This is a genomic window from Weissella sagaensis (assembly GCF_010306265.1).
Taxonomy (GTDB): domain Bacteria; phylum Bacillota; class Bacilli; order Lactobacillales; family Lactobacillaceae; genus Weissella; species Weissella sagaensis.
In genome coordinates, this window is sequence record NZ_BLKA01000004.1 from 109,844 (window position 1) to 131,402 (window position 21,559).

Consider the following 21,559-nt stretch of genomic DNA (forward strand, 5'->3'; position numbering starts at 1 on the left):
ATGATAGCACTTTACTTTTACTTATGCAATATCATTAGTCTATATTGTAATCATCGTCAGACATGGCTTCTACTTGACCCAATCGATAACCATTTCCTACTTGAGAAAAGAAATCATGATTTGAAGTCGTTGTTGAAATGCCGTTCATCACAATTGGATTAACATCCTCAGCACCATCTGGGAACAAGGGCTCTTGACCTAAGTTCATCAACGCCTTATTTGCATTATAACGCAAGAATGTTAGTACAGACTCTGTCCAGCCGATTTCATCATATAGTAACTTGGTATACTGTTCCTCATTACTATATAAATCTAATAAGAGTTCATACAACCACATCTTTAATTTGGCTTGTTCATCTTCGCTAAGTTCATTAAACCCTAATTGAAATTTATAACCAATATAAGTTCCATGCACTGACTCATCACGCAAAATTAATTTGATAATCTCGGCAACATTATTCATCTTATTATGACCTAAATACCAAAGCGGCGTATAAAAGCCAGAATAAAACAAGAACGTTTCTAAAAAGACTGATGCAACTTTTCGCTGTAATTGCGTACCTTCTTGATAAATCTGATTAATACGATTAGCTTTATACTGTAAAAACTCATTTGTATTTGTCCAATCAAAAATCTCATTAATTTCGGCTGGTGTATGCAAAGTTTCAAAAATTGATGAATATGATTTAGCATGAACTGATTCCATAAACTCAATATTGTTCAATACAGCTAATTCATGTTGTGTGCGTGTTGACTGTTTTAACGATGCCATCCCATCTTGTGATTGCAATGTGTCCAACAAAGTTAATCCACCAAAAACATGTCCTACAAGGTAATGTTCTTGGTCCGTCATTTTACGCCAATCATCTAAATCATTTGATAAAGGAATTCTCGTATCAAGCCAAAATTGTTCAGTTAATTTTTCCCAAGTTGCCTTATCTATTGTATCTTCAATTTCATTCCAATTAATTGCTTCATATGATTTTGTCATTTATCTATCCTATCTCCTGTCAGCAATGTGTTCTAAATTGAACAACTCTCGCATTCGTTGACACCGAATTCTTCCATATCATCGGTATAAGTACGAATATAATAAATAGACTTAATCCCCCGATTATGTGCATACAAACGCAAGATATTTAAATCACGAGTCGTCATCTTATTTGTATGGTTTACTTTCCAATCATACAAATCATCTGGCATAGTTGAGCGCATAAAGAGTGTCAAAGCCATCCCCTGATCAATATGTTGCTGTGCTGCTGCGTACACATCAATAACACGACGCATATCCATATTATAAGCTGATTCATAATATGGCAAAGTGTCTGTTCCTAAATATGGTGCAGGATAGTAAATTTTACCAATCTTCTTTTCTTGCCGTTCTTCAACACGATTAATAATCGGGTGTAGTGACGCTGTTGCATCATTAACATATGAAATTGATCCAGTAGGTGCAATAGCCATACGATAAGCATTATATAAACCATATTGCTCAACAGATTCTGCCAAAGCAACCCAATCTTCTTGTGTTGGAAAATGGTGAACTGAAAAGATTTCCTTTACTTTATCAGTTTTAGGAGACCAGTCTTGGTTAATATACTTTTCAAAGTATGCGCCTGTTGCATAATCTGATTTTTCAAATTCGTAAAAACTAGTTTGACGTTCTTTAGCCAACTTATTTGATGCGACTAAACTATAATAATTTAGCATCAAGAAATAAGCATTGGTAAAGTCCAAAGCTTCCTCATCACCATAATACATATGATTCTTAGCAAAGAAAGCATGCAGACCCATGGCCCCTAATCCAATAGCATGTGTTTGTCGATTTCCAAGCTGTACTGATGGCACGATATCTAAATCGGTTTGATCTGATACAAATGTCAAAGCACGAATCATCGCATCAACAGATTTCCCAAAATCTTTAGTTGCCATCATATTAACAATATTTGTTGATCCTAAGTTACATGAAACATCTGTCCCAAGCTCATCATAGGTTTGTTCATTGTTAATTTGTGATGGCTTTTGTACCTGTAATATCTCCGAACACAAATTTGATGAAATCACCTTACCAGCGATTGGATTAGCTTTATTTACAGTATCAATATTAATAATATAAGGGTAACCAGACTCTTGTTGCAATTTTGAAATTTCAGTTTCTAAATCACGAGCACGTATCTTTTTCTTATGAATATCAGTATTAGCAACCATTGCATCATACTCAGCAGTAATGTCTACATAATTAAATGGTGTTCCATATACTTTTTCAATATCATAAGGCGAAAATAAATACATATCTGCGTCTGCTTTAATTAAATCATAGAACTTATCTGGCACTGTCAATCCAAGTGATAATGTCTTGACACGAATTTTTTCATCAGCATTTTCTTTTTTTGTTGCTAAAAAATTCATAATATCTGGATGGAATACAGATAGATAAGTTACACCAGCCCCATTTCGTTGACCCATTTGATTAGAATATGAAAATGAATCTTCTAACAATTTCATAACTGGGACAACACCTGAGGCTGCATTAGCAATCCCTTTAATAGGTGCACCTGCTTCTCTTAAGTTAGATAGCACAATCCCAACACCACCACCAATTTTTGATAGCTGTAGTGCTGAATTAATAACACGTCCAATAGCATTCATGTCATCAGTGGCTTGCAAAATGAAACATGACACTAGTTCCCCACGTCTTGAACGACCTGCATTTAAAAATGAAGGTGTTGCTGGTTGATAACGTTGGTTGATCATTTCGTCAGCTAAGTTTAGCGCCAACTCTTCATCGCCATTGGCGTAAAATAGCACGTTCATCACAACACGATCATTATAATTTTCAATATAAAAATCACCGTCGTTTGTTTTTAAAGCATACTGTGCATAAAACTTATATGCTGCCATAAATGATTTAAATTTAAAATTTTGTGTTTCTAGGTAAGCATAAAGTGACTCAATAAATGCCATTGTATATTTATTAATCATCTTTTGATCAACATAATCGTTTTCAATAAGATAATCAAAACGTTCTTGAATGGTATCAAAGTGTAATGTATTTGGCTTCACATTTTCTTTGATAAACGCTTGGAGTGCTTCTTGATCTTTTTGTAATTGAATACTATTGTTCTTTGGAATATTTAATTGGTTATTTAAATCAAAATAAGTTACTTTATCCAAATCCAGTGTTGCTAATGACATATACTTCTCCCACGTTTTACCTATTGTAAAGCGGAACCCCTATTTTGGTTGCACCGACAGATAGGTATCGTTATTTTATATTGAATTACATTGCTTGATTTAATTTTGCGAGTAAATCTGGTCGAAAACCATGAACGGGCTCCATATCTCCTGAGAAGACAACAGGAACTGATTGGTACCCTTTATCCTTTAAAAATGCCAAAGCTTCAGCATCATTTTCAACATTTTTCTCTGAATAACTAATGCCATACTGTGTCAATGTCTTCTTTGTCATCAAACATTGGATACAATTATTTTTCGTATATACGGTAACATTTTGCATAATTCCACCTAAACTTTCTATGTTCAAAAAACTAACGCTTTGTTAATATGAAGTTGAGTATAAACCACTAGGCCACCTCATTGCAAGGGATTAAATTAACTAAAAAAAGGCTTGACATAGGCTTTTTCGCAGTACGAAAGCTTTTATAGTGATTATTACAAAATGATTAAATAATAACATTCTGTTAGTTACGTAATTGCTAAATCCATTATTTTTTTCTAGACTTAGTAGTATCATTAATAATTATTGGAGGATCTCATAATGCCACTTAAACTTTTGTATATTTCTATTTCTGGTAACACACGTGCATTTATTGATAAATTAACTACTTTTGCTGATGAACAAGGTCAACTATCTTTTGACCCAATAGAAGTGTCTGACGCTTCCCCCGATATAATTACGAACAGCCCCTTTTTTGCCTTTGTCCCCACTTATTTAGATGGTGGTAACGGCATTGGTAATGGTATTATCGAAATTATGACTGATGCTTTACATGAACAACTAGAAATACCAGAAAACACCAAAAATTTAATTGGTATTATTGGTAGCGGTAATAAAAACTTTAACGCCCAGTACATTTTGACCGCTCGTCGTTATGCCGTTGACTTTAATGCTCCGCTAATTGCTAATTATGAATTACGTGGCACTCAAATTGATGTTGAACGCGTCTATCAAGCAATTAATCAACGTTTTTATGAATACAATCATTAATAGAAGGACTTATTTATGCTTTTACCACGTACAAAGTCAAACAAAGTTTCTTTAACTAAAGAACGACGTCAAGAAACTTGGACACAATTATCATCTGAGCAACAACTTGCCATTCAACGACATATTCGCTATCAGCAAACATCTTTATTCATGAACTACGAATTAGTTGGTCATGGTCGTCATTGGTCTTTAGTCGACTATCACGAAAATCTGAATTATGATACCAAAAATTCACCACAATTATATTGTGACTGTGGTCGTCGCTTAAAACATCAATATGTTCTCATCAATGATTTAGGTGAACAAATTAAACTAGGTATAACACATTTTGCCGATCATATTGGCATTTCTGAACAGGTTGCCCGTCAATTACAAGCACAAATTCATCATTTAAATTTTGGCTTAGATGAACTATTGCAACGTATTCGACGGCATGCCGGATTAAATTCTGATATGCAACGTTGGTTTTTGGATAATCAAGATTTATTTGCAGATTCACCCACTCATACAGTTGATTTTGTGACTAATAATTTACCGCCAGATCGTGAAATTCAAGCTGAAATTGTACGTGCATACAAAAAAGATACTTATGTTAAAAAACCACGCGTTCGTAAAAAAACAACCAAACTCAATAAAAATGCTTGGCAAGAAATTTTTCGTGACATTTAAATCATAAGGAGACTTTTTATGGCAACATTATATACAGCAACATCAGAAACGATAACATATGCATTATTAGTTGATGAACAACAAGCATTAGTCTCGCAAGTTTATTATTTACAGACAACTACACCACAACAATCACAAATAGCGCTATCCGACATGATGGCGCTACACACTAAACAAACACAACTTATTGCTAATCATAATTACTGGTTATGGCCAATTGATCAACATACTAACCAATTCCCATCTGAAGCCAAAACACATCAACAACAAGCATAAAAAAAGCTGTATCTGACGTTGAAAAAACAAAGATGTTTTTATCAACTAGATACAGCTTTTTTATTAGCTTAATTTTTTACTGTGTGAGGTTGCTTTTACCACCAACCATTAGCTGCACGGAATGAAATAGCGTTATCCACTGATCCATAACGTGAGTTAGCATAATTTAGCATACCAGCAGTTTGTGAAGCAACTGATCCATGTCCCCATGATTGATTAGTTTGACCTAATCCATGGTATTGACCATTTGATGCGTTAACGTTTCCACCTGATTCAGGCATAACAATTGATTGCCACATTGCTGCATTACCACCAGCAGCAATAAATTGGTCATATGTTGATCCTGAAGCAGCAGCAGTTGATACAGGTTGTGCTTGTACTGGCTTTTGTTGTACAGGTGCTACTTGTGCGGCTTGTACTGGTGCGGCTTGTTGTACAGGTGCTACTTGTGCGGCTTGTACTGGTGCGGCTTGTTGTACAGGTGCAGCTTGCACTGGTGTTTGTTGTGCAACTGGTGCTACAGCTTGATCATCTAACTCAACTTGTTGACCAGCAAAAATCAAGTTCGCATTTGTAATCTTATTAACACTAATAATACGATCGATAGTTGTATTGTGGTTAGTAGCGATTGATGACAAAGTGTCCCCTGTTTGAACAGTATATGTATCGGCTGATACATCTGTGGCCATTGCAGCAGTTGCAATTCCAGCGACAGCTAATGCAGTTAGTACTTTTTTATTCATTATAAATATATCTCCTTGATGTTTACCTGTATTGGCATTGACACTTTTCTTAGTCCACTTCAACACATCTTTTATTCACTGCGTTGGGAACTCATGCTTTTAACAACAGATATAAGTTTAACAATCTCACAACTATATTCGTTACAATGGTGCGACAGAGCGTTACACCTGTATCACAAATAATAATTTGTGAGAAATTTCATTGTAATATCAAATAGCAATTTGTACTTAAACACTGATACAGCAATATTTTAAATATAATACTTAACCAGTTAAATAAGAAGATTATTATTTAACTAATTTACAAGTAAAACTGATAAAACCGTTTTCTTACTTCTAATTAGTTTTCTGATTACGAGAGTGTAACAGTGTTAAAGTTAATATATATCAATTTTATTTACTAAAAAGCAAAAAAAAAACAGATTAACGCCTTGTTAATCTGTCAGTAATTTATTTTATCTTTAGAATTTCGCGATCAACTAATTCATTTAAGTAAAAACGATACAGTTTTTCTAATTCTGTGTGTTTCTGATGCTTAAAAATATTAACAGTGGCATTACCACTTGGATTAACCGTCTTAATTTTAATCCCCGTTAACGCCTTATCAACGACAACTTTTAGCTTAATAGCATTATCTAAGCCTTTTTCTGGTTCTAATGAACGTTTCATTACATATGAACCAGCATTATTTTTAACAAAACCAGTATCACCTAAAGCATACTGTTTTAATTGTGGGTTAAATTGGTAAATAACATCATCCCCAATTACCTTAACAGTAGTGTCAAATGCCATTGTATGCTCCTTTTATCATAAATCTAATTTTAAGCTTGTACTTTAAAGAAATCTATCAATACTTGTGCTGATTGCTTACCAGCTTCAATGATAAATTCATCAAATGTCATCCCAGCTTCTCCATTAGCATTGTCAGAAATGGCGCGTACGACAGCAAATGGGACGTCAAAGTAATGTGCTGCCTGGGCAATTGAAGCACCTTCCATCTCAGCAGACTGTGCATCTTTAAAGTACGCCAAAATATTTTGTTTTTGTTCATCACTAGCGATAAATGAATCACTTGTCACAATTAACCCATTAACTAAGTGTGCATCTGTTACAGCTGCATATACCTTTGATAAACCTGCTACCAAATCAACATCTGTTTTGAAACGTGCTGGTTGCTGGGGTACTTGACCGTATTCATAACCAAATGCGCGAGCATCAGCGTCAGCATAAGCTAGTTCATCAGCAATCACTACATCTCCAATTTTCAAACCAGCCCCTACTGCACCAGCTGAACCAGAGTTAATGATAGCATCAACTGCAAAATTAGTAATTAACAAGGTTGTTGTTAAGGCTGAGGCAACTTTACCAATACCAGATTCTACAACAACAACATCAACCTTACCGATTTTACCGTGATGAAATAGCTTTCCTGCAATAGTTGTTTGCTTCTCATCAGACATTGCCTCAACCAGCGCTGCCTTCTCTTCTGCCATTGCATTTATTACACCATATCGCATTTATTTATCTCTCCTTAATTCTAATCTGCTACAAGAAAAACAAAATGACATACGTTAATAAAATTAACCCAATTAAAATAACAATTGCCATATTCAGACGATGTTTCAGACGTGTTGTTTTTCCTTTTTTAGTTAACTTACGTGTCTGTGGATCTAATTCATAACGACCATGTCGTGTTAATCGATGTTCTTCACGTGTTAATAACGTTGCACCTTGATTTTGATTATCCTGCACATCATCAAGATTCGGCATATCATTATTAACTGACTGATTCTTTTTATCATGTAATTTCTTATTAAATAACATCATATTTACCTATTATTGTAACGTGCGCCAATATAAATATGCCATATTTGTTTTAGCATCCTTCAACTGACCATTATTAAATAACGCTGTCGCTTGTTCATAATCAACATAAATCAAATCAATTTTTTCGTCATCATCTTGTGGTAATTCTTCAACAACTGGACTTAAATCCGTCGCTAAATATAATGTCATATATTCATCAGCAAATCCAATTGACGTATAAAATCCCGTAATTAGTTCAACTTTATTTGCTGATAAGCGCGTTTCTTCGTTTAACTCACGGTTAACAGCATCCAGTGGTTTTTGATCACGTTTATCGATCTTACCAGCCGGAATTTCAAGCGTTACTTGTTGGACTGGTGCACGCCATTGTTTTTCTAAAATCATTTTATTATCTTTTGTTAATGCCAAAATAGCGATTGCATCAGCATGATAGACAACATCACGTTTAGTCTGGCGTCCATCAGGCAAAAGAACTGTTTGTTCAACAGCCCGAATGATATGTCCATCGTACTTAGTCGTCTCATCTAAAACTTTTTCAGCAAATTTTGTAACATTTTCTGATAGGTTAACCATTCGCCCTCCTCCAGTATCTACTCTACAACTTCAACAGCGGCTGCTTGTGGGCCTCTAATTCCTTGAATAACAACTAGTTTAACCTCTTGACCAACTATGAGATCACGAACACGCGGTGTTTGAATAGCTGAAAAATGTACAAAGACATCGTCTTCACCTTTTAATTCAATAAAGCCAAACCCTTTATCTGCTTGCCATGTTTTTACAAAACCACTAATTTTTTCCATTTATTTACTCCTTTATTATCTACCACTAGTCACAATATAAGCATAAATTGCGATACCAATCAAAATAATATAACTAGTCAACGTACTAATGCGCCACCAAATTAACCAAAAGCGACGAGTGATAAAAGTTTCGCGTATAAACCCTTGATACAATGCCAAAGCGATTCCCCACAAAACAAACATTAAAAACATTGGGACTAATAATGTTATATGCCAAACTTCAAATGTCGTGGTTGCAATACTCCACCACACAATAAAAACACCCAAATCTGTTGTTTTTAAATTTTTTGGCCAAGAACTTTGCAAAAAGGTTTGTTTTATAATCCAAATAACTACTAAGGTAATTAAAGCAATAAAAACCGTTACTGGCCAATTAAATAATGTCAGCATTACTGCCTCCTAAAATGTATTAATCTATTTATTATACCTTTAATTATTCACTCTGTGGTATGTTATCTGTTTTTTTTGATACAATGGACTAAACGAAATATATTAGAGGTACCAACATGCAAAAAAACAATAAAAAGAAAAAGTCAACAATGCAAAAAATTATCCAAACATTTGTTATTTTTATGTTAGTTTTATCATTCGCAAGTGTATTTATCACATTATTACAAATTTCTTTCTAAACGTACAAAAAGAGACATCTATAGCCGACACAATTATTTGCTGCCGAATATGGATGTCTCTTTTTTGTTATTCATTATCAAATTGCCAAATACCAGCTACCTGCAATTGGTTTAACAACTGCTCTGAACTTGTGCCATAAGCTAAAACATGGCCTGTTTGTGGCAACAAATTACCAAAACGATACATAGCAATTTGCCAATGCGATTGAATTTGCCAATGACGATAAAGCAATGGTTCTTCTTTTTCCGTAATTGGTAAATAAACTGCTGCATGTTCAAAAACAACATCCGCCAGTTTTTGACCAGTAATAGCACGTAGATGCTGACTAGCAACGCTTATATTAACTGAAACATCATATAAAACGGTCGTCTTAGACAACCCAGGAATGACATTCCGCAAGTACAACGTGCCATGATCTGACAACAAAAAGGTTACGTCATATGCTCCCACATAATTTAAGGCAGCCCCTAATTTTTCAGTGACTTTAGTTATTTCACCAACAACTGCATCAGCTATATTACCAACAGTCCATGCACTATTTAAATTAGCTGAGATTGCTTGTACTTGTCGTAATGGATACAAGGCTATCTCATTATTAGCACTACGTACTGCTGTCATTACAAATGATTGTGTGTTATCTAACCACGGTTCAATTAATAACGTACTCCCATCAATCATGGGCGCCACTAATCCCAAGTCCCATTCACCACGTAAAATAACTTGATCATCAATATTTTTGTGTTTAAAAACAGGTTTTACAATAATTGGATACCCTAATTTTGTCCCTGCCTGTGCAATTTCATCTAACGAACTGCCAGTTTCATAAGGTAAAATATTTAATGATTCACTTTCATAAAACGCTTTTGCTAACGCATGATCGTCAGTAATATCTAAAATATTAGTTCCTTGTGGTACAACTTGGTTTGTTAATTGATCAGTAATCTGCATCGGTAACCACGCTGAAGTATACGTAATAATATCTGATAACGCGACGAAACTTTCAATTTCATCATCGTTATCTTCTTGACCTACAAAGCGATAATCAGCTTCTTTTAAAAGAACTGATTCTGCATAGCTACTATATCCTGCAATATGATAACCCATATTGTGTGCAGCCTGTGCTAAATATCGACTTGTGATACCATCCCCAATGATCCCAATTGTTTTTCCTGGTAAAACTTCATAACTCATCTTATCTCACCCTTTTCAATCCGAATTTATTTATTATCATACCTATATAAATGATATGTTTCAATCATTTGAATTATTTTGTTTGCATATGCTGGATCAGTTGCATAACCGCCGTCTACTAATCCATTGGCAGCGGTCTTATAATCCGTCGCTTGCACAACCGTTGCATATCGCTGCGGATTATCAGTTGTCCCATTTACCAATAATTGTGCATGATCTACCATGGATGCTTGCCAACTGTCATAAACACGAAATGAGGCATTAATGGTTACCCATTGATTATTTTCATATTCTTTCGTCGCTAATGATGCACTTGGCTGACCAGCAACTGCTTTAACACCAAAAAAATTATTATACTGTTTTGATAATTCAGACTTTCCCCAATTTGATTCTAATGCTGCTTGCGCGATACTAATAGAAGATAATATACCATATTTTTGTTCAAGTTGTTGTGCTTGGGGCGCTATTTTTTTGATAAATGCTTTATGTGTTAGTTCCACTGTGTTCACCTCTTTAACTGGTTGATTTTTATGCTGATGAATATCTGTTTGCCAAACTCCAAAGCCTAAAATTATAATGACACACAACAAAACATGTCCCCGCTGCAACTGCCCATTTTTAACAAAGAATTTTTGTATACGATGTTTATTCTTCCTTTTTGCCAGAAAATCACCCTCTTATTTGTCAGTTAAATCTCCATGATCCAATTCTAACAACTTTTTAAATCTTAATTCAGTTACCATCAATTGTTGTGGCGTCCCTTGCATTGAAATCTTCTTATCTTCAATAAAAATTAATTGATCAACCAATTCTATACCAGTTAAATGATGCGTAACCCAAATAATTGTACGATCAGCTAATACTTCAAAAATAGTATTTAACACATTTAACTCAGTAATTGGATCTAGAGCAACAGTTGGCTCATCCAAAATAACAATCGGTGTATTTTGCAATAACACCCGTGCTAACGCAAACCGTTGTTTTTCACCACCAGAAAAACGGTTTCCCATCTCTGTCATTGGTGTATCTAATCCTTCTGGCAAACTTTTCACAAGATCTGCTAACGATACTTGTTGCAACGCTTGCCACAACTCCTCATTCGTTGCATCCAAATTTCCTAACCGTAAATTATTGGCCACAGAACTAGCAAATAGATAAGGTTGTTGATCTAAGACCGCAATAATACTTGAACGTTCTTCTTGCAATGTTTTCACATCATAATTATTAATCGTTACTGTCCCCTTATTAGGTTGTTCATCACCCAATAAAAGTTTTAAGAAAGTTGTCTTACCAGCGCCAGATTGACCTAAAATTGCTAATTTTTGGCCATCCTTAATTGTTAAATTTAAATTTTCTAACACTGTAGCATCATTATACCCAAAATTAACTTGATTAAACTTAATTTCTGGGTGTGTAATCGCAACTTTTTCTTGTGTTACGTTCTCTTGTAATTCAGTTTGTGCTTTGTCATCCATTTGATTCAATCGTTGAATTGAATTTTTATAACGTGGCCACTCGCCGATACCTGTGCTAATTGCTGTTAGCGCATCTTGCACTGGGAAAATAGCCAATACAAAAGCTGCAATCCAGTTAACCCCAAAACTATCACTACCGAAATGATTGGTAGCAAAAATCAATAAAATAATGGCTGTTGCTCCGATTATCACAGCGCCAAACATATCACGCCACCAATTGAAATGATTTTGCTTTGCTTTTATTTTATTAATTGCATTAAAATCGTTTTGTTGGCGCTCAAACAACTCTGATGTACGTCCTGATAAAATCCAATCTTGCAATCCCATAACAGAATCAGTTAAATCAGTATACAGTTGGCCTTCAAGTTGTTGTTGTTTATAATCACGCGCACCATTAACAACGATTGTGATAATTGGTGTCAAAATAGTTATCATCCCTAACATCAAAAAGACAGCTAATGCAAAGCCCCAATCAAACACACCAATACCAATTGTAATTAAGACATATACGAATAACCCAATTGCGGTTGGAAATAACGTCCTCAAGTAAAAATTTTCAATTTTAAATAAGTCGTTATCCAAAACACCTAAAACTTCACCAGTTTGTGATTTTGCATAAACTGATTTGGTTCCAACTTCAACCAATTGATAAAGTCGTTTACGGAACTTAGAAACAATTCGTAAAACCCAATCATGTGATACCAGGCGTTCAACATAACGAAATGATGGTCTACCAATTCCAAAAGCTCGCGTTAACACGATTGGTACATAGACCATCAAAATATTTTCCGGAATCTGTGCCGAACGTGAAATCAAAAATCCTGAAGTAAACATTAAGGCTGCACCACAAAAAATCGTCATAAATCCTAAAAACAAAATTAAAACTAACAATTTTTTGTATGATTTTAAATACGGAAAAACCCAAGTATCTTTTTTAATTAACGTTATTAACTTATTCATTTTTTACTACCTCGCATTGCTGATTGCAAAGCAACAAAGTATCCTTGTTTATCATTTAATTCTGATAGTGTCCCTTGTTCAACAATTTTGCCATCACGCATTACCAAAATTAAATCCATTTGTGCTAACCAATGGAGACGATGTGTTGCAAAAATAACCAATCGTCCATCAAATAATGGTAACATTGTTTCTTTTAATTTAATCTCTGTTTCAATATCTAAGTGTGCCGTTGGTTCATCCAACAACAATACCCGACGTTCTTGATCTAACAAAATACGAGCTAACCCAATACGTTGTGTTTGACCACCAGAAGCTTGAACGGCCCCTTCACCAATAATAGTATCTAATCCATCCTCTAAAGAGGCATACCAGTCATTTAATCCAACAACTTGGATTGCATGAATTAATGCTTCATCAGTTTTATTTTTAGCATAAAAAGCTAAATTATTTCGCAATGTATCATGAAAAATATAAGGTTTTTGTGGTAACACTTGTAATTGTGACTGCCAATCTTTTTGCTGTAAGTGTGGTAAAGTTTGGTGATTAATTTTAATATTACCTTTACCAATTAAGAAGCCACCCAATAAATTTAATAAGGTTGACTTTCCTGAACCAGATGTTCCTACAATAGCCACACGTTGGTGGCCTTTAAACGATACATTAATGTCTTGTAACGTATTATTATTAGCATTAGGGTACTGGTAATTTAAGTTGTTTATTTCTAATGTATCGTCGGCTTGCCAACGTTGTTGTTCTCTATGATAAATATCACTGTCCGCAACTGTTTTTGTATCAAGAACAGTCATAATATCTGCAAAGGCATTTTTACCATTTAACGTCGCATGATAATCATTAGCAAAATTTCTAATCGGTTCAAAATACTCAGGCGCCAATACTAAAATCGTTAACGCTGGTAACAATGGCATCGTCCCATTCATTAAACCAAGGCCCAAAAATAGTGCGACAATCGCAATCGATAATGTTGTAAAAAAATCTAGTGCAAAAGTTGATAATATTGCTATTTTTAGCGTACTAATCGTTGCTTTACGATGATCTTCAGAAACATCATAAATATTATCGGCATATTTTTTAGACAAACCCACCTGTTTAAGCGTTGTTAAACCACGTAATGAATCCACAAAATGATTTGATAATCGATTAAAAGTTTCATATTCCCGATCAGCCTTAGCCTGCGCTGCATATCCCAGAATAATCATAAACAGCACAATCACTGGATAAATAAAGAATAAAAAGATTGCTTGTTTCCAATCAATGGTAAACACATATGCCAAAATAATCCAAGGGATAATCATCATATCAAATAACTTTACTAATACTAACGTAAAGTAATCGTGCACTTGATCAATTCCTTCAACTGCCAAAGTTACTGATTTTCCAGTTCCTAATTGACTAATTGCACTGGGGCCTAAGTTTGCATATTGTTTTGTTAATTCACTTTGCAACATCCCTGTCGTTTTATCAGCAAACGGTGCTAACACATACTCTTTTAAGACACCTAAAAGTTGTCGCAGTACATACGCACTAATAAATACTAAGATAATAATGACAACAGACTGTAACTGTTTGTGTTCCCATACTTTTGTTAAAGCGATACTTAATGCACGGCCTTGACCAATAATCGCAATTGCTTGTATAAAAGTTAATATACATAGTAAACCTAAAGCTCTTTTTGCCCCAGGAAATTTAAATATTCTAGGATCTAACATAAATTTTAATAATTCCTTTCGTTTTAAATAAACCAGATATGTATAAAAAGGTTGGGACAGCAACTGTTCCAACCTTTTTAAGTGTATCAACTATAACGCTAATACATAATTAATAAGACATCTTCTTAACATGAATACGATCACGGAAAACGTAAAAGCTCCAAATTTGGTAAGCTAATACAATTGGTAATGCAGTTAATGAGATAATCGTCATCCACTTCAAAGTATAAGGTGTTGATGTTGCATTCTTCAAAAGAATTGACATACCAGCTTCATTACCAACAATAACGCGTGGGAATAATCCTGTAAACAATAATGCGACTAGCACAATAATTACCAAACCTAGCATAATAAATGCTAACGTATTTTTCTGCTTTAAAGTCACGGTCCATGCTAATACTGTCAATACAACGATTGCAACCAACAAAGCAACTGTAATGACTGGCTTTTGAACAAAAAAGTCAGTATAAATAAACAATGTAATTGCAAAAGCGACTTCACCAATCAGAAGTACTGGATATAATACTTTCAATTGCTTTTGAATACGATCATGTAATGAACCACTCGTAATCTTTAGACGTGCATAATTCAAGCCATGTACGTATGAAAGTAATGATAATGCGACACCACCAATCACTGAGAAAATATTAAAGTAATCCCAGAAACCAGCTGACATATCACCGTGCACATCTAAAGGCATACCTTGAACAACATCAGTAAATAATAATCCAAACAAGAATGGCACTAACATTGATGTAATAGATGAGATGGTCGTCCACAAATTTCTAAACTTAACTGTTCGCATTTGTTCACGGAATTCAAATGAAACACCACGATAAATCAAACAAATTAAGATAGCAAATAAAATCAAATAAAATCCTGAGAACAATGACGCATACCAGAAAGGCATTGCGGCAAACATTGCACCACCTGCAGTAATCAACCATACTTCATTACCATCCCAGTGTGGTCCAATTGATCTAATCAATGCGTCTTCTTCAGCTTCACCCTTAGCTAGGGTTTTCAATGACATCCCAATTCCAAAGTCAAATCCTTCCAAAAAGAAGAACCCGGCAAACAAAACAGCAATCAAGACAAACCATAACATTTGATATCCCGTCATTATTTAGGCCTCCTTTCCATCTGTAAAGGCTTCTGGTGAAAATGGATCAACGTTTTCGTCTGTCACTTCTTCATCCACTGACTCTGGACCAGCAATCATTACACGACGTGAAAGTAGAATCATTATTAGACCCAAAACTAGGAACGTTGTGAAATACAATATATTTGACGTCAACAATGATGTTGCTGAAACATTAGGTGACACCGCATCAGCCATTGTAAGAACACCGTAAACAACCCATGGTGCACGACCAAGTTCAGTAATCAACCAACCAGATGTAATAGCAACATATGGTAAGAATGTTGATAATCCAAATATCCAAAGAACCCACTTATATTTTGAAATATCAATTTTTGACTTTTTACGTACTGCCCACAATGCGACTATTGCAAGTAAACCAAATGCCCCTGCAGAGACTGCCATGATACGGAAACTATAGTAAAGTGTATTATTTGGCAAATAATAATTCATATCATGGCCAAACTTAACATCGTACTTTTCATGTAATTCTTTATTTAATTCATGCCAACCTTGACTACCACCCACAAGAGAGTGATGAGCTAAAATTGAGAGCATGTATGGGATATCCAATGACCATTTAACTTCATGTGTCTTCGGATCGCTGTACGCAATCACTGACCATGGCGCTTGCTCGTCATCACCACCAACATTTTTATCAAGCGCTTCAGTGGCAGCAAACTTCATTGGTTGGTCATCTTGTAAGTACAATGAATGGCGGTCACCAGTATATAGCAAACCAGCTGTTCCAATCAATGCAACTACAGCTCCCACCTTAACTGACTTTTTGAAGAAGTCCAGTTCGTGATGAGGCCGGCGTAATAATGACCAAGCTGAAATACCAATTACGGCAAAAGATCCAGCCATAAACGTTGCAAAAATAACGTGTGGGAATTCCAACCATAATTGATGATTTTGTAACAACGCCGGAAAATCAACTAAGACTGCACGATCAAATTTATGATCAACTTTAAAGCCGACCGGATTTTGCATAAATGAATTAGCTGCTAAAATCCAAAGTGCTGAAAAAGCTGAACCGATGGTTGTTAACCAAATAAACAATAGATGCAATTTCTTATTAAAGCGATCCCATCCAAATGACCATAGTCCCAAGAATGTAGATTCCAAAAAGAATGCAACTAGCGCTTCAACTGCTAAAGCTGGCCCAAATATGTCCCCCACATAACGTGAGTAGCGTGACCAGTTCATACCAAATTGGAACTCTTGAATGATTCCCGTTACAACACCAACCGCAAAACTGAGCATAAAAATTTTACCCCAGAATTTGGTCATACGTTTGTATTGATCATCCTTTTTTATAACATACAAGGTTTCCATTGTTGCAACAATAATACCTAACCCAATTGACAACGGTACGAAGAAAAAATGAAAAATTGTTGTCATTGCGAACTGAAATCGTGCAAGGTTTAAAATGGATAGACCTGCTATCAAGTTCATACAACTAACCTCCTAATTGATAACTTAATTTTTAAGCGCAATAAGTGCTCATACAATCTTATTGTACCTTACTTTAGTCATTTTTTACCACTTTAATTTACTAAATTATACTTAATTTGTGAATATTTTCATAATCATTTCATCAACCAAATTTTTTTGTTATTTTTGTCATAAAATCAAACTAATTCGATAGACCTTTTCCAATATTTTGCTTAAAATAAATTAAAATATACTTTTTGGAGGACTTAGCATGACTGTAAATTTGTTAGCTTTATCACCTTTAACGGATGCTGATATCGAAATATTAAATTCCTACGATGTGGTAGTTATTACACCCGAAAATTTGACCACTAAACATTACCCTAATATCGATATCAGCTATGGTTGGGATGCTGATATCATCAATAATATCTTAGCAACACCAAATCATCAATTAAAATGGATTCAAGCCTACTCTGCAGGAGTTGACTATATGCCGCTAGATACATTTTCTGCACAAAAAATCATCCTAACCAATGCAAGTGGTCAACGTTCTATACCAATTGCACAAAGTGTTATTAGTTATATTTTTTATTTTGCACGTGGATTAAACATCTATCAAAATCAAAAAAAGTGGCAACCATACACTAATCAATTTATCTTGCAATCATTACCCGTTATTATCTTTGGTACCGGTCAAATTGGTCAACAAATTGCTAAGTACTTAAAGTCTTTTGATACACCTGTTTACGGCGTTAATACATCTGGTCATCCTGCAAATAATTTCGATAAAGTATTTGCTATTAATAATTTAAATAAATTACCAGATAATATTGCAATTGTCATTAATAGTTTACCTAGTACAGCGCAAACGAATCATTTTTTTAATCAACAAAATCTAGATTTATTTAATGATTTATTTTTATTTATCAACATTGGTCGTGGTGCTACAGTTAATGAAACTGATCTTTTGAAAAAGCTAAATGATGGTACGATAAAATATGCTGCGCTTGATGTAACAACTACTGAACCTCTCCCTGCCAATTCTAAATTATGGCAACAAGATAACTTACTTCTAACACAACATACAACGTGGGCTGGCAATTCAGAAGAACTCTTTACTATATTTATGAAAAACTTACCTGACTTTATTAATCATAATCCCCTATCCGTAAATGTTGTGAACTATGATACCGGTTATTAATGCTTAATAAAAAGCCTTTCAATTTACATTGAAAGGCTTTTTCTATTAATTTTTATTTAAATAAGATTTGACATCATCCTTTAAATTTATATCTTTTGAAAATTCTGCTGCTGCGTAAATTAACATCTGTGCATGTTGTTTTTCTTCCAATAATGATAATTGTTCACAACATTGTACACGCAACTTTTGTAGTTTTACAATCTGATGAAACTGATCTTTTGAAGGTAAAATTTCTAAAGCTTGCATAATACGTTCATTAGCTTTTTTAGGATCATTAATCATCAAGTATAGTGCACTTTGATGATAATACGTATTAGCAATAACATTACCCATTTCTGCTTGTAAAGCTGGTCGATAACTTTTAATCAACCCACAAGCTCGTTCGTAACACTCTGATGCATAAACATATTCACCTTTTTTTGCCCAGGTTGCCCCCATTTCAGTATATATTTCAATCATTAATTCCATTTGGTGCTTCTCAGCATCACCTAACGCAATCTGCAGTAGTTGCATTGCCACAGTGGTTTGATTTTGTGCTAACGCAATTTTAGCCTTTAATAAATTGTACTCCGGCAATGCAAATGCTGGTAACCGACGTAATAATGCTGTATTTTCTAATCGACTAGCAGCTTGATCACATTGATCAGTATCTATAAAGTATCGAATTACTGTTAACGGTGTAACAGTTAACTCATTTATCTTAGCAACATTTGATACACGTAATTGTAAGCGAGCACACAGTTGCTGTAAAACAGTGATATTAGAAATTTCATCAGTTCGCTCAATCCTCGATAATAATGATTGATGACAGATACCCTCAGCAACATCTGCCTGTGAAATTCCTAATTGTTCGCGACGACGTTTTAAACTACCTTTTAATAATTTCATCTCTTTCATTCTCCAAAGGCAAAAATATATTTACTAGCATAAATGTTAATTCAATAATAAACAAGTGCTTTCATATTAATATTTGACGTCAAATATAATTTAAACACATATTTTATGATATTTTTCATACGAAAAACAACGTCATATCAATCATTGTCCATGTTTTTAGGTAAAATGAATTTTTACCAAATTACCCAAAAATTAATTTTTACATTTTTGTTTATGACATGCATGCAAATCACACTTTTTTTGTATAAAAAAATAAGCTGATTATTTTTAAATCAAAAATGGCAGTAAACTAATAACGTCTATTCAACCAATTAATTTACTGCCATTTGTATGTATTTACTTTTTGCTGCCACACATGAGAGATAAGCGCTTGACGAAATAGTCATGGTCTCATTTACACTAATTTGAATTAGTGTCTTATTTAATGATTGCAATAAAAAAAGATAGCTCCCAAAACAGAAAGCTATCTATATCTTTAATTTTAATTACGGAGACAGAGGGATTCGAACCCTCGCGCCAGTTTCCCGACCTACACCCTTAGCAGGGGCGCCTCTTCAGCCTCTTGAGTATGTCCCCATGTCAAAATAAATATTTTAACAATGGGACTGAGAGGACTCGAACCTCCGACCTCACCCTTATCAGGGGTGCGCTCTAACCAGCTGAGCTACAGTCCCATACAACAAAAAAGCGGACGACGGGAATCGAACCCGCATTCCCAGCTTGGAAGGCTGGAGCACTAGCCATTGTACTACATCCGCATAACATTACCATGTAATGCTATGGCGCGGGGCGGAATCGAACCGTCGACACTACGAGCTTCAATCGTATGCTCTACCAACTGAGCTACCGCGCCAATATAAACGGTCACAACGGGATTCGAACCCGTGATCTTTCGCGTGACAGGCGAACGTCCTAACCAACTAGACCATGCGACCAAAAATCAAATGATTATTCGATTTAATTGCGGGTGTAGGATTTGAACCTACGACCTTCGGGTTATGGGCCCGACGAGCTACCAGACTGCTCCAACCCGCTATAATAAATATTAAATACTATTTTTAAAAAATAGCAAAGGAGAATGTGGGATTCGAACCCACGCGCCGGTTTCCCGACCTGACGGTTTTCAAGACCGTTCCCTTCAGCCAGACTTGGGTAATTCTCCATAAATACCTAAGGCCTAAATGGACCTTGTTGGACTCGAACCAACGACCGGACGGTTATGAGCCGTCTGCTCTAACCAACTGAGCTAAAGGTCCAGTTTATTTGAGCCAATCGCGGCGGGGGGAATCGAACCCTCGACCTCCCGGGTATGAACCGGACGCTCTAGCCAGCTGAGCTACACCGCGGACTATGGCACAACTGATGCCATACAATCGGGACGACAGGATTCGAACCTGCGACCCCCTGGTCCCAAACCAGGTGCTCTACCAAGCTGAGCTACGTCCCGAACATGCTAACTAGCATTATAATAAACAGCAAACTTAAGTTTGCAATGCACCTAGAAGGATTCGAACCTTCAACCTTCTGATTCGTAGTCAGACACTCTATCCAGTTGCGCTATAGGTGCAAATAATATGCCGGCTACCGGGATCGAACCGGTACGATGTCTCCATCGCAGGATTTTAAGTCCTGTGCGTCTGCCTATTCCGCCAAGCCGGCAAAGCGAACAACGGGATTCGGACCCGCGACCTCCACCATGGCAAGGTGGCGTTCTACCAGCTGAACTATATTCGCATGATGCCGACTAAAGGGTTCGAACCTTCGACCTCCGCTTTACAAGAGCGATGCTCTACCAACTGAGCTAAGTCGGCAACAAATACATGAATTGCCAGATTGACGAAATAGAAAACATATTATTAAAGTGGGTCGTCTGGGGCTCGAACCCAGGACCCATGGATTAAAAGTCCACTGCTCTACCAACTGAGCTAACGACCCAATGGACGTTACAGGGTTCGAACCTATGACCCCCTGCTTGTAAGGCAGGTGCTCTCCCAGCTGAGCTAAACGTCCATTGATGCATCGCGATGTCCTATCCTCGCAGGAGGCGATCCTCCAACTACTTTTGGCGCTACTGAGCTTAACTTCTGTGTTCGGTATGGGAACAGGTGTGGCCTCAGTGCCATCATCACGACACGATAGTTACTAAAAGCAACCACGAGATTAATTATCTCAAAACTGAATCATAATGTCAATACTTTTTTAAAATTATTTTTGCCTTACACCACTTGCTACTTGGTTAAGTCCTCGAACCATTAGTACTAGTCCGCTCCATACGTCACCGTACTGCCACTTCTAGCCTATCTACCTTATCATCTATAAGGGGTCTTACTTCATTTCTGAATGGGAAATCTCAT

22 protein-coding genes, 16 tRNA genes and 2 rRNA genes are annotated in these 21,559 nt (G+C 35.6%); 5 read left to right on the plus strand and 35 right to left on the minus strand.

Features of this window, described 5'->3' with window-relative positions; all coding sequences use genetic code 11:
* Nucleotides 1-34 precede the first annotated feature (34 nt).
* The 3 genes from nrdF to nrdH all read right to left on the minus strand — a co-directional run bounded on the left by nrdF (nucleotide 35) and on the right by nrdH (nucleotide 3,517).
* On the minus strand, nucleotides 35-991 hold the full coding sequence (gene nrdF / locus G7Y65_RS06010; protein WP_165314733.1) for a class 1b ribonucleoside-diphosphate reductase subunit beta: 957 nt from the start codon (nucleotides 989-991) through the stop codon (nucleotides 35-37).
* Between the two features lie 32 nt (nucleotides 992-1,023).
* Nucleotides 1,024-3,195: a class 1b ribonucleoside-diphosphate reductase subunit alpha gene (gene nrdE, locus G7Y65_RS06015; protein ID WP_165314734.1), complete on the minus strand. Its 2,172-nt coding sequence runs from the start codon at nucleotides 3,193-3,195 to the stop codon at nucleotides 1,024-1,026.
* A gap of 85 nt (nucleotides 3,196-3,280) precedes the next feature.
* Nucleotides 3,281-3,517 (minus strand): glutaredoxin-like protein NrdH, encoded by a 237-nt coding sequence (nrdH, locus tag G7Y65_RS06020; RefSeq protein ID WP_042493263.1) that lies wholly within the window; start codon nucleotides 3,515-3,517, stop codon nucleotides 3,281-3,283.
* A 261-nt stretch (nucleotides 3,518-3,778) separates the two neighbouring features.
* On the opposite strand from nrdH, the gene G7Y65_RS06025 reads away from it, so the two are divergent.
* From G7Y65_RS06025 to G7Y65_RS06035, 3 genes are read left to right on the plus strand one after another with little or no spacing between them, the layout of a single operon-like run.
* Nucleotides 3,779-4,228 carry a class Ib ribonucleoside-diphosphate reductase assembly flavoprotein NrdI gene (locus tag G7Y65_RS06025; RefSeq protein ID WP_081839311.1) on the plus strand — a complete coding sequence of 150 codons (450 nt, stop codon included), beginning with the start codon at nucleotides 3,779-3,781 and terminating at the stop codon, nucleotides 4,226-4,228.
* Nucleotides 4,229-4,243: 15 nt separating this feature from the next.
* Nucleotides 4,244-4,897: a hypothetical protein gene (locus tag G7Y65_RS06030; RefSeq protein ID WP_042493260.1), complete on the plus strand. Its 654-nt coding sequence runs from the start codon at nucleotides 4,244-4,246 to the stop codon at nucleotides 4,895-4,897.
* 18 nt (nucleotides 4,898-4,915) lie between these two features.
* Nucleotides 4,916-5,173 (plus strand): hypothetical protein, encoded by a 258-nt coding sequence (locus G7Y65_RS06035; protein WP_042493259.1) that lies wholly within the window; start codon nucleotides 4,916-4,918, stop codon nucleotides 5,171-5,173.
* 95 nt (nucleotides 5,174-5,268) lie between these two features.
* On the opposite strand, the gene G7Y65_RS06040 is transcribed toward G7Y65_RS06035, so the two are convergent.
* The 7 genes from G7Y65_RS06040 to G7Y65_RS06070 form a co-directional block, all read right to left on the minus strand.
* On the minus strand, nucleotides 5,269-5,916 hold the full coding sequence (locus tag G7Y65_RS06040; RefSeq protein ID WP_165206806.1) for a LysM peptidoglycan-binding domain-containing protein: 648 nt from the start codon (nucleotides 5,914-5,916) through the stop codon (nucleotides 5,269-5,271).
* Nucleotides 5,917-6,366: 450 nt separating this feature from the next.
* Entirely contained in the window at nucleotides 6,367-6,708 is a 342-nt protein-coding gene (locus tag G7Y65_RS06045) for a cysteine desulfurase (protein ID WP_042493255.1), read from the minus strand.
* A gap of 29 nt (nucleotides 6,709-6,737) precedes the next feature.
* On the minus strand, nucleotides 6,738-7,433 hold the full coding sequence (locus G7Y65_RS06050; protein ID WP_042493251.1) for a 5'-methylthioadenosine/adenosylhomocysteine nucleosidase: 696 nt from the start codon (nucleotides 7,431-7,433) through the stop codon (nucleotides 6,738-6,740).
* 28 nt (nucleotides 7,434-7,461) lie between these two features.
* Entirely contained in the window at nucleotides 7,462-7,743 is a 282-nt protein-coding gene (locus G7Y65_RS06055; protein ID WP_137600661.1) for a hypothetical protein, read from the minus strand.
* A 9-nt stretch (nucleotides 7,744-7,752) separates the two neighbouring features.
* On the minus strand, nucleotides 7,753-8,316 hold the full coding sequence (locus G7Y65_RS06060) for an NUDIX hydrolase (protein WP_042493247.1): 564 nt from the start codon (nucleotides 8,314-8,316) through the stop codon (nucleotides 7,753-7,755).
* Nucleotides 8,317-8,333: 17 nt separating this feature from the next.
* Nucleotides 8,334-8,543: a cold-shock protein gene (locus G7Y65_RS06065; protein WP_042493245.1), complete on the minus strand. Its 210-nt coding sequence runs from the start codon at nucleotides 8,541-8,543 to the stop codon at nucleotides 8,334-8,336.
* Nucleotides 8,544-8,558: 15 nt separating this feature from the next.
* Nucleotides 8,559-8,933 (minus strand): DUF3397 family protein, encoded by a 375-nt coding sequence (locus tag G7Y65_RS06070; protein WP_042493244.1) that lies wholly within the window; start codon nucleotides 8,931-8,933, stop codon nucleotides 8,559-8,561.
* A gap of 116 nt (nucleotides 8,934-9,049) precedes the next feature.
* On the opposite strand from G7Y65_RS06070, the gene G7Y65_RS06075 reads away from it, so the two are divergent.
* The gene (locus G7Y65_RS06075) at nucleotides 9,050-9,172 is read left to right on the plus strand and encodes a DUF4044 domain-containing protein (RefSeq protein WP_137600662.1); all 123 of its coding nucleotides are present in this window, start codon (nucleotides 9,050-9,052) and stop codon (nucleotides 9,170-9,172) included.
* 67 nt (nucleotides 9,173-9,239) lie between these two features.
* Here the strand turns inward: G7Y65_RS06075 and G7Y65_RS06080 are convergent, their stop codons facing one another.
* The 6 genes from G7Y65_RS06080 to G7Y65_RS06105 all read right to left on the minus strand — a co-directional run bounded on the left by G7Y65_RS06080 (nucleotide 9,240) and on the right by G7Y65_RS06105 (nucleotide 17,125).
* A complete protein-coding gene (locus tag G7Y65_RS06080; RefSeq protein WP_141926884.1) occupies nucleotides 9,240-10,364 on the minus strand; it encodes an ATP-grasp domain-containing protein in 1,125 nt (374 codons plus the stop codon).
* A 26-nt stretch (nucleotides 10,365-10,390) separates the two neighbouring features.
* On the minus strand, nucleotides 10,391-10,864 hold the full coding sequence (locus tag G7Y65_RS06085; protein ID WP_228179909.1) for a glycoside hydrolase family 73 protein: 474 nt from the start codon (nucleotides 10,862-10,864) through the stop codon (nucleotides 10,391-10,393).
* Nucleotides 10,865-11,041: 177 nt separating this feature from the next.
* Complete coding sequence (gene cydC, locus G7Y65_RS06090) at nucleotides 11,042-12,799, minus strand: thiol reductant ABC exporter subunit CydC (RefSeq protein WP_137600664.1); 1,758 nt, start codon at nucleotides 12,797-12,799, stop codon at nucleotides 11,042-11,044.
* Nucleotides 12,796-14,526 carry a thiol reductant ABC exporter subunit CydD gene (gene cydD, locus G7Y65_RS06095; RefSeq protein WP_137600665.1) on the minus strand — a complete coding sequence of 577 codons (1,731 nt, stop codon included), beginning with the start codon at nucleotides 14,524-14,526 and terminating at the stop codon, nucleotides 12,796-12,798. Before cydD ends, cydC begins: the two co-directional genes overlap by 4 nt.
* A gap of 109 nt (nucleotides 14,527-14,635) precedes the next feature.
* Nucleotides 14,636-15,649, minus strand: coding sequence for a cytochrome d ubiquinol oxidase subunit II (gene cydB / locus G7Y65_RS06100; protein WP_042493231.1), 1,014 nt, complete (start codon nucleotides 15,647-15,649; stop codon nucleotides 14,636-14,638).
* 3 nt (nucleotides 15,650-15,652) lie between these two features.
* The gene (locus G7Y65_RS06105) at nucleotides 15,653-17,125 is read right to left on the minus strand and encodes a cytochrome ubiquinol oxidase subunit I (protein ID WP_137600666.1); all 1,473 of its coding nucleotides are present in this window, start codon (nucleotides 17,123-17,125) and stop codon (nucleotides 15,653-15,655) included.
* Between the two features lie 250 nt (nucleotides 17,126-17,375).
* On the opposite strand from G7Y65_RS06105, the gene G7Y65_RS06110 reads away from it, so the two are divergent.
* Nucleotides 17,376-18,308 (plus strand): NAD(P)-dependent oxidoreductase, encoded by a 933-nt coding sequence (locus tag G7Y65_RS06110; RefSeq protein WP_042493230.1) that lies wholly within the window; start codon nucleotides 17,376-17,378, stop codon nucleotides 18,306-18,308.
* 45 nt (nucleotides 18,309-18,353) lie between these two features.
* Here G7Y65_RS06110 and G7Y65_RS06115 read toward each other — a convergent pair whose 3' ends face one another.
* The 19 genes from G7Y65_RS06115 to G7Y65_RS06205 all read right to left on the minus strand — a co-directional run.
* Entirely contained in the window at nucleotides 18,354-19,196 is an 843-nt protein-coding gene (locus G7Y65_RS06115; protein ID WP_042493227.1) for a helix-turn-helix domain-containing protein, read from the minus strand.
* Nucleotides 19,197-19,693: 497 nt separating this feature from the next.
* A tRNA-Ser gene (locus G7Y65_RS06120) sits at nucleotides 19,694-19,781 on the minus strand.
* 24 nt (nucleotides 19,782-19,805) lie between these two features.
* Nucleotides 19,806-19,879: transfer RNA gene (locus G7Y65_RS06125), tRNA-Ile, on the minus strand.
* 12 nt (nucleotides 19,880-19,891) lie between these two features.
* A tRNA-Gly gene (locus tag G7Y65_RS06130) sits at nucleotides 19,892-19,963 on the minus strand.
* Nucleotides 19,964-19,985: 22 nt separating this feature from the next.
* Nucleotides 19,986-20,058, minus strand: a tRNA-Phe gene (locus G7Y65_RS06135).
* Between the two features lie 8 nt (nucleotides 20,059-20,066).
* Nucleotides 20,067-20,140 (minus strand) — tRNA-Asp (locus G7Y65_RS06140).
* 26 nt (nucleotides 20,141-20,166) lie between these two features.
* A tRNA-Met gene (locus tag G7Y65_RS06145) sits at nucleotides 20,167-20,240 on the minus strand.
* A gap of 37 nt (nucleotides 20,241-20,277) precedes the next feature.
* Nucleotides 20,278-20,367: transfer RNA gene (locus tag G7Y65_RS06150), tRNA-Ser, on the minus strand.
* 20 nt (nucleotides 20,368-20,387) lie between these two features.
* Nucleotides 20,388-20,461, minus strand: a tRNA-Ile gene (locus G7Y65_RS06155).
* Between the two features lie 16 nt (nucleotides 20,462-20,477).
* Nucleotides 20,478-20,551, minus strand: a tRNA-Met gene (locus G7Y65_RS06160).
* Nucleotides 20,552-20,578: 27 nt separating this feature from the next.
* Nucleotides 20,579-20,652, minus strand: a tRNA-Pro gene (locus G7Y65_RS06165).
* 46 nt (nucleotides 20,653-20,698) lie between these two features.
* Nucleotides 20,699-20,772, minus strand: a tRNA-Arg gene (locus G7Y65_RS06170).
* Between the two features lie 8 nt (nucleotides 20,773-20,780).
* Nucleotides 20,781-20,864, minus strand: a tRNA-Leu gene (locus tag G7Y65_RS06175).
* A gap of 2 nt (nucleotides 20,865-20,866) precedes the next feature.
* Nucleotides 20,867-20,939, minus strand: a tRNA-Gly gene (locus G7Y65_RS06180).
* Nucleotides 20,940-20,943: 4 nt separating this feature from the next.
* Nucleotides 20,944-21,016: transfer RNA gene (locus G7Y65_RS06185), tRNA-Thr, on the minus strand.
* A gap of 51 nt (nucleotides 21,017-21,067) precedes the next feature.
* Nucleotides 21,068-21,140: transfer RNA gene (locus tag G7Y65_RS06190), tRNA-Lys, on the minus strand.
* A gap of 2 nt (nucleotides 21,141-21,142) precedes the next feature.
* A tRNA-Val gene (locus tag G7Y65_RS06195) sits at nucleotides 21,143-21,215 on the minus strand.
* Between the two features lie 6 nt (nucleotides 21,216-21,221).
* Nucleotides 21,222-21,338, minus strand: a 5S ribosomal RNA gene (gene rrf / locus G7Y65_RS06200).
* 99 nt (nucleotides 21,339-21,437) lie between these two features.
* Nucleotides 21,438-21,559: ribosomal RNA gene (locus tag G7Y65_RS06205) — 23S ribosomal RNA — on the minus strand; the annotation flags it as partial.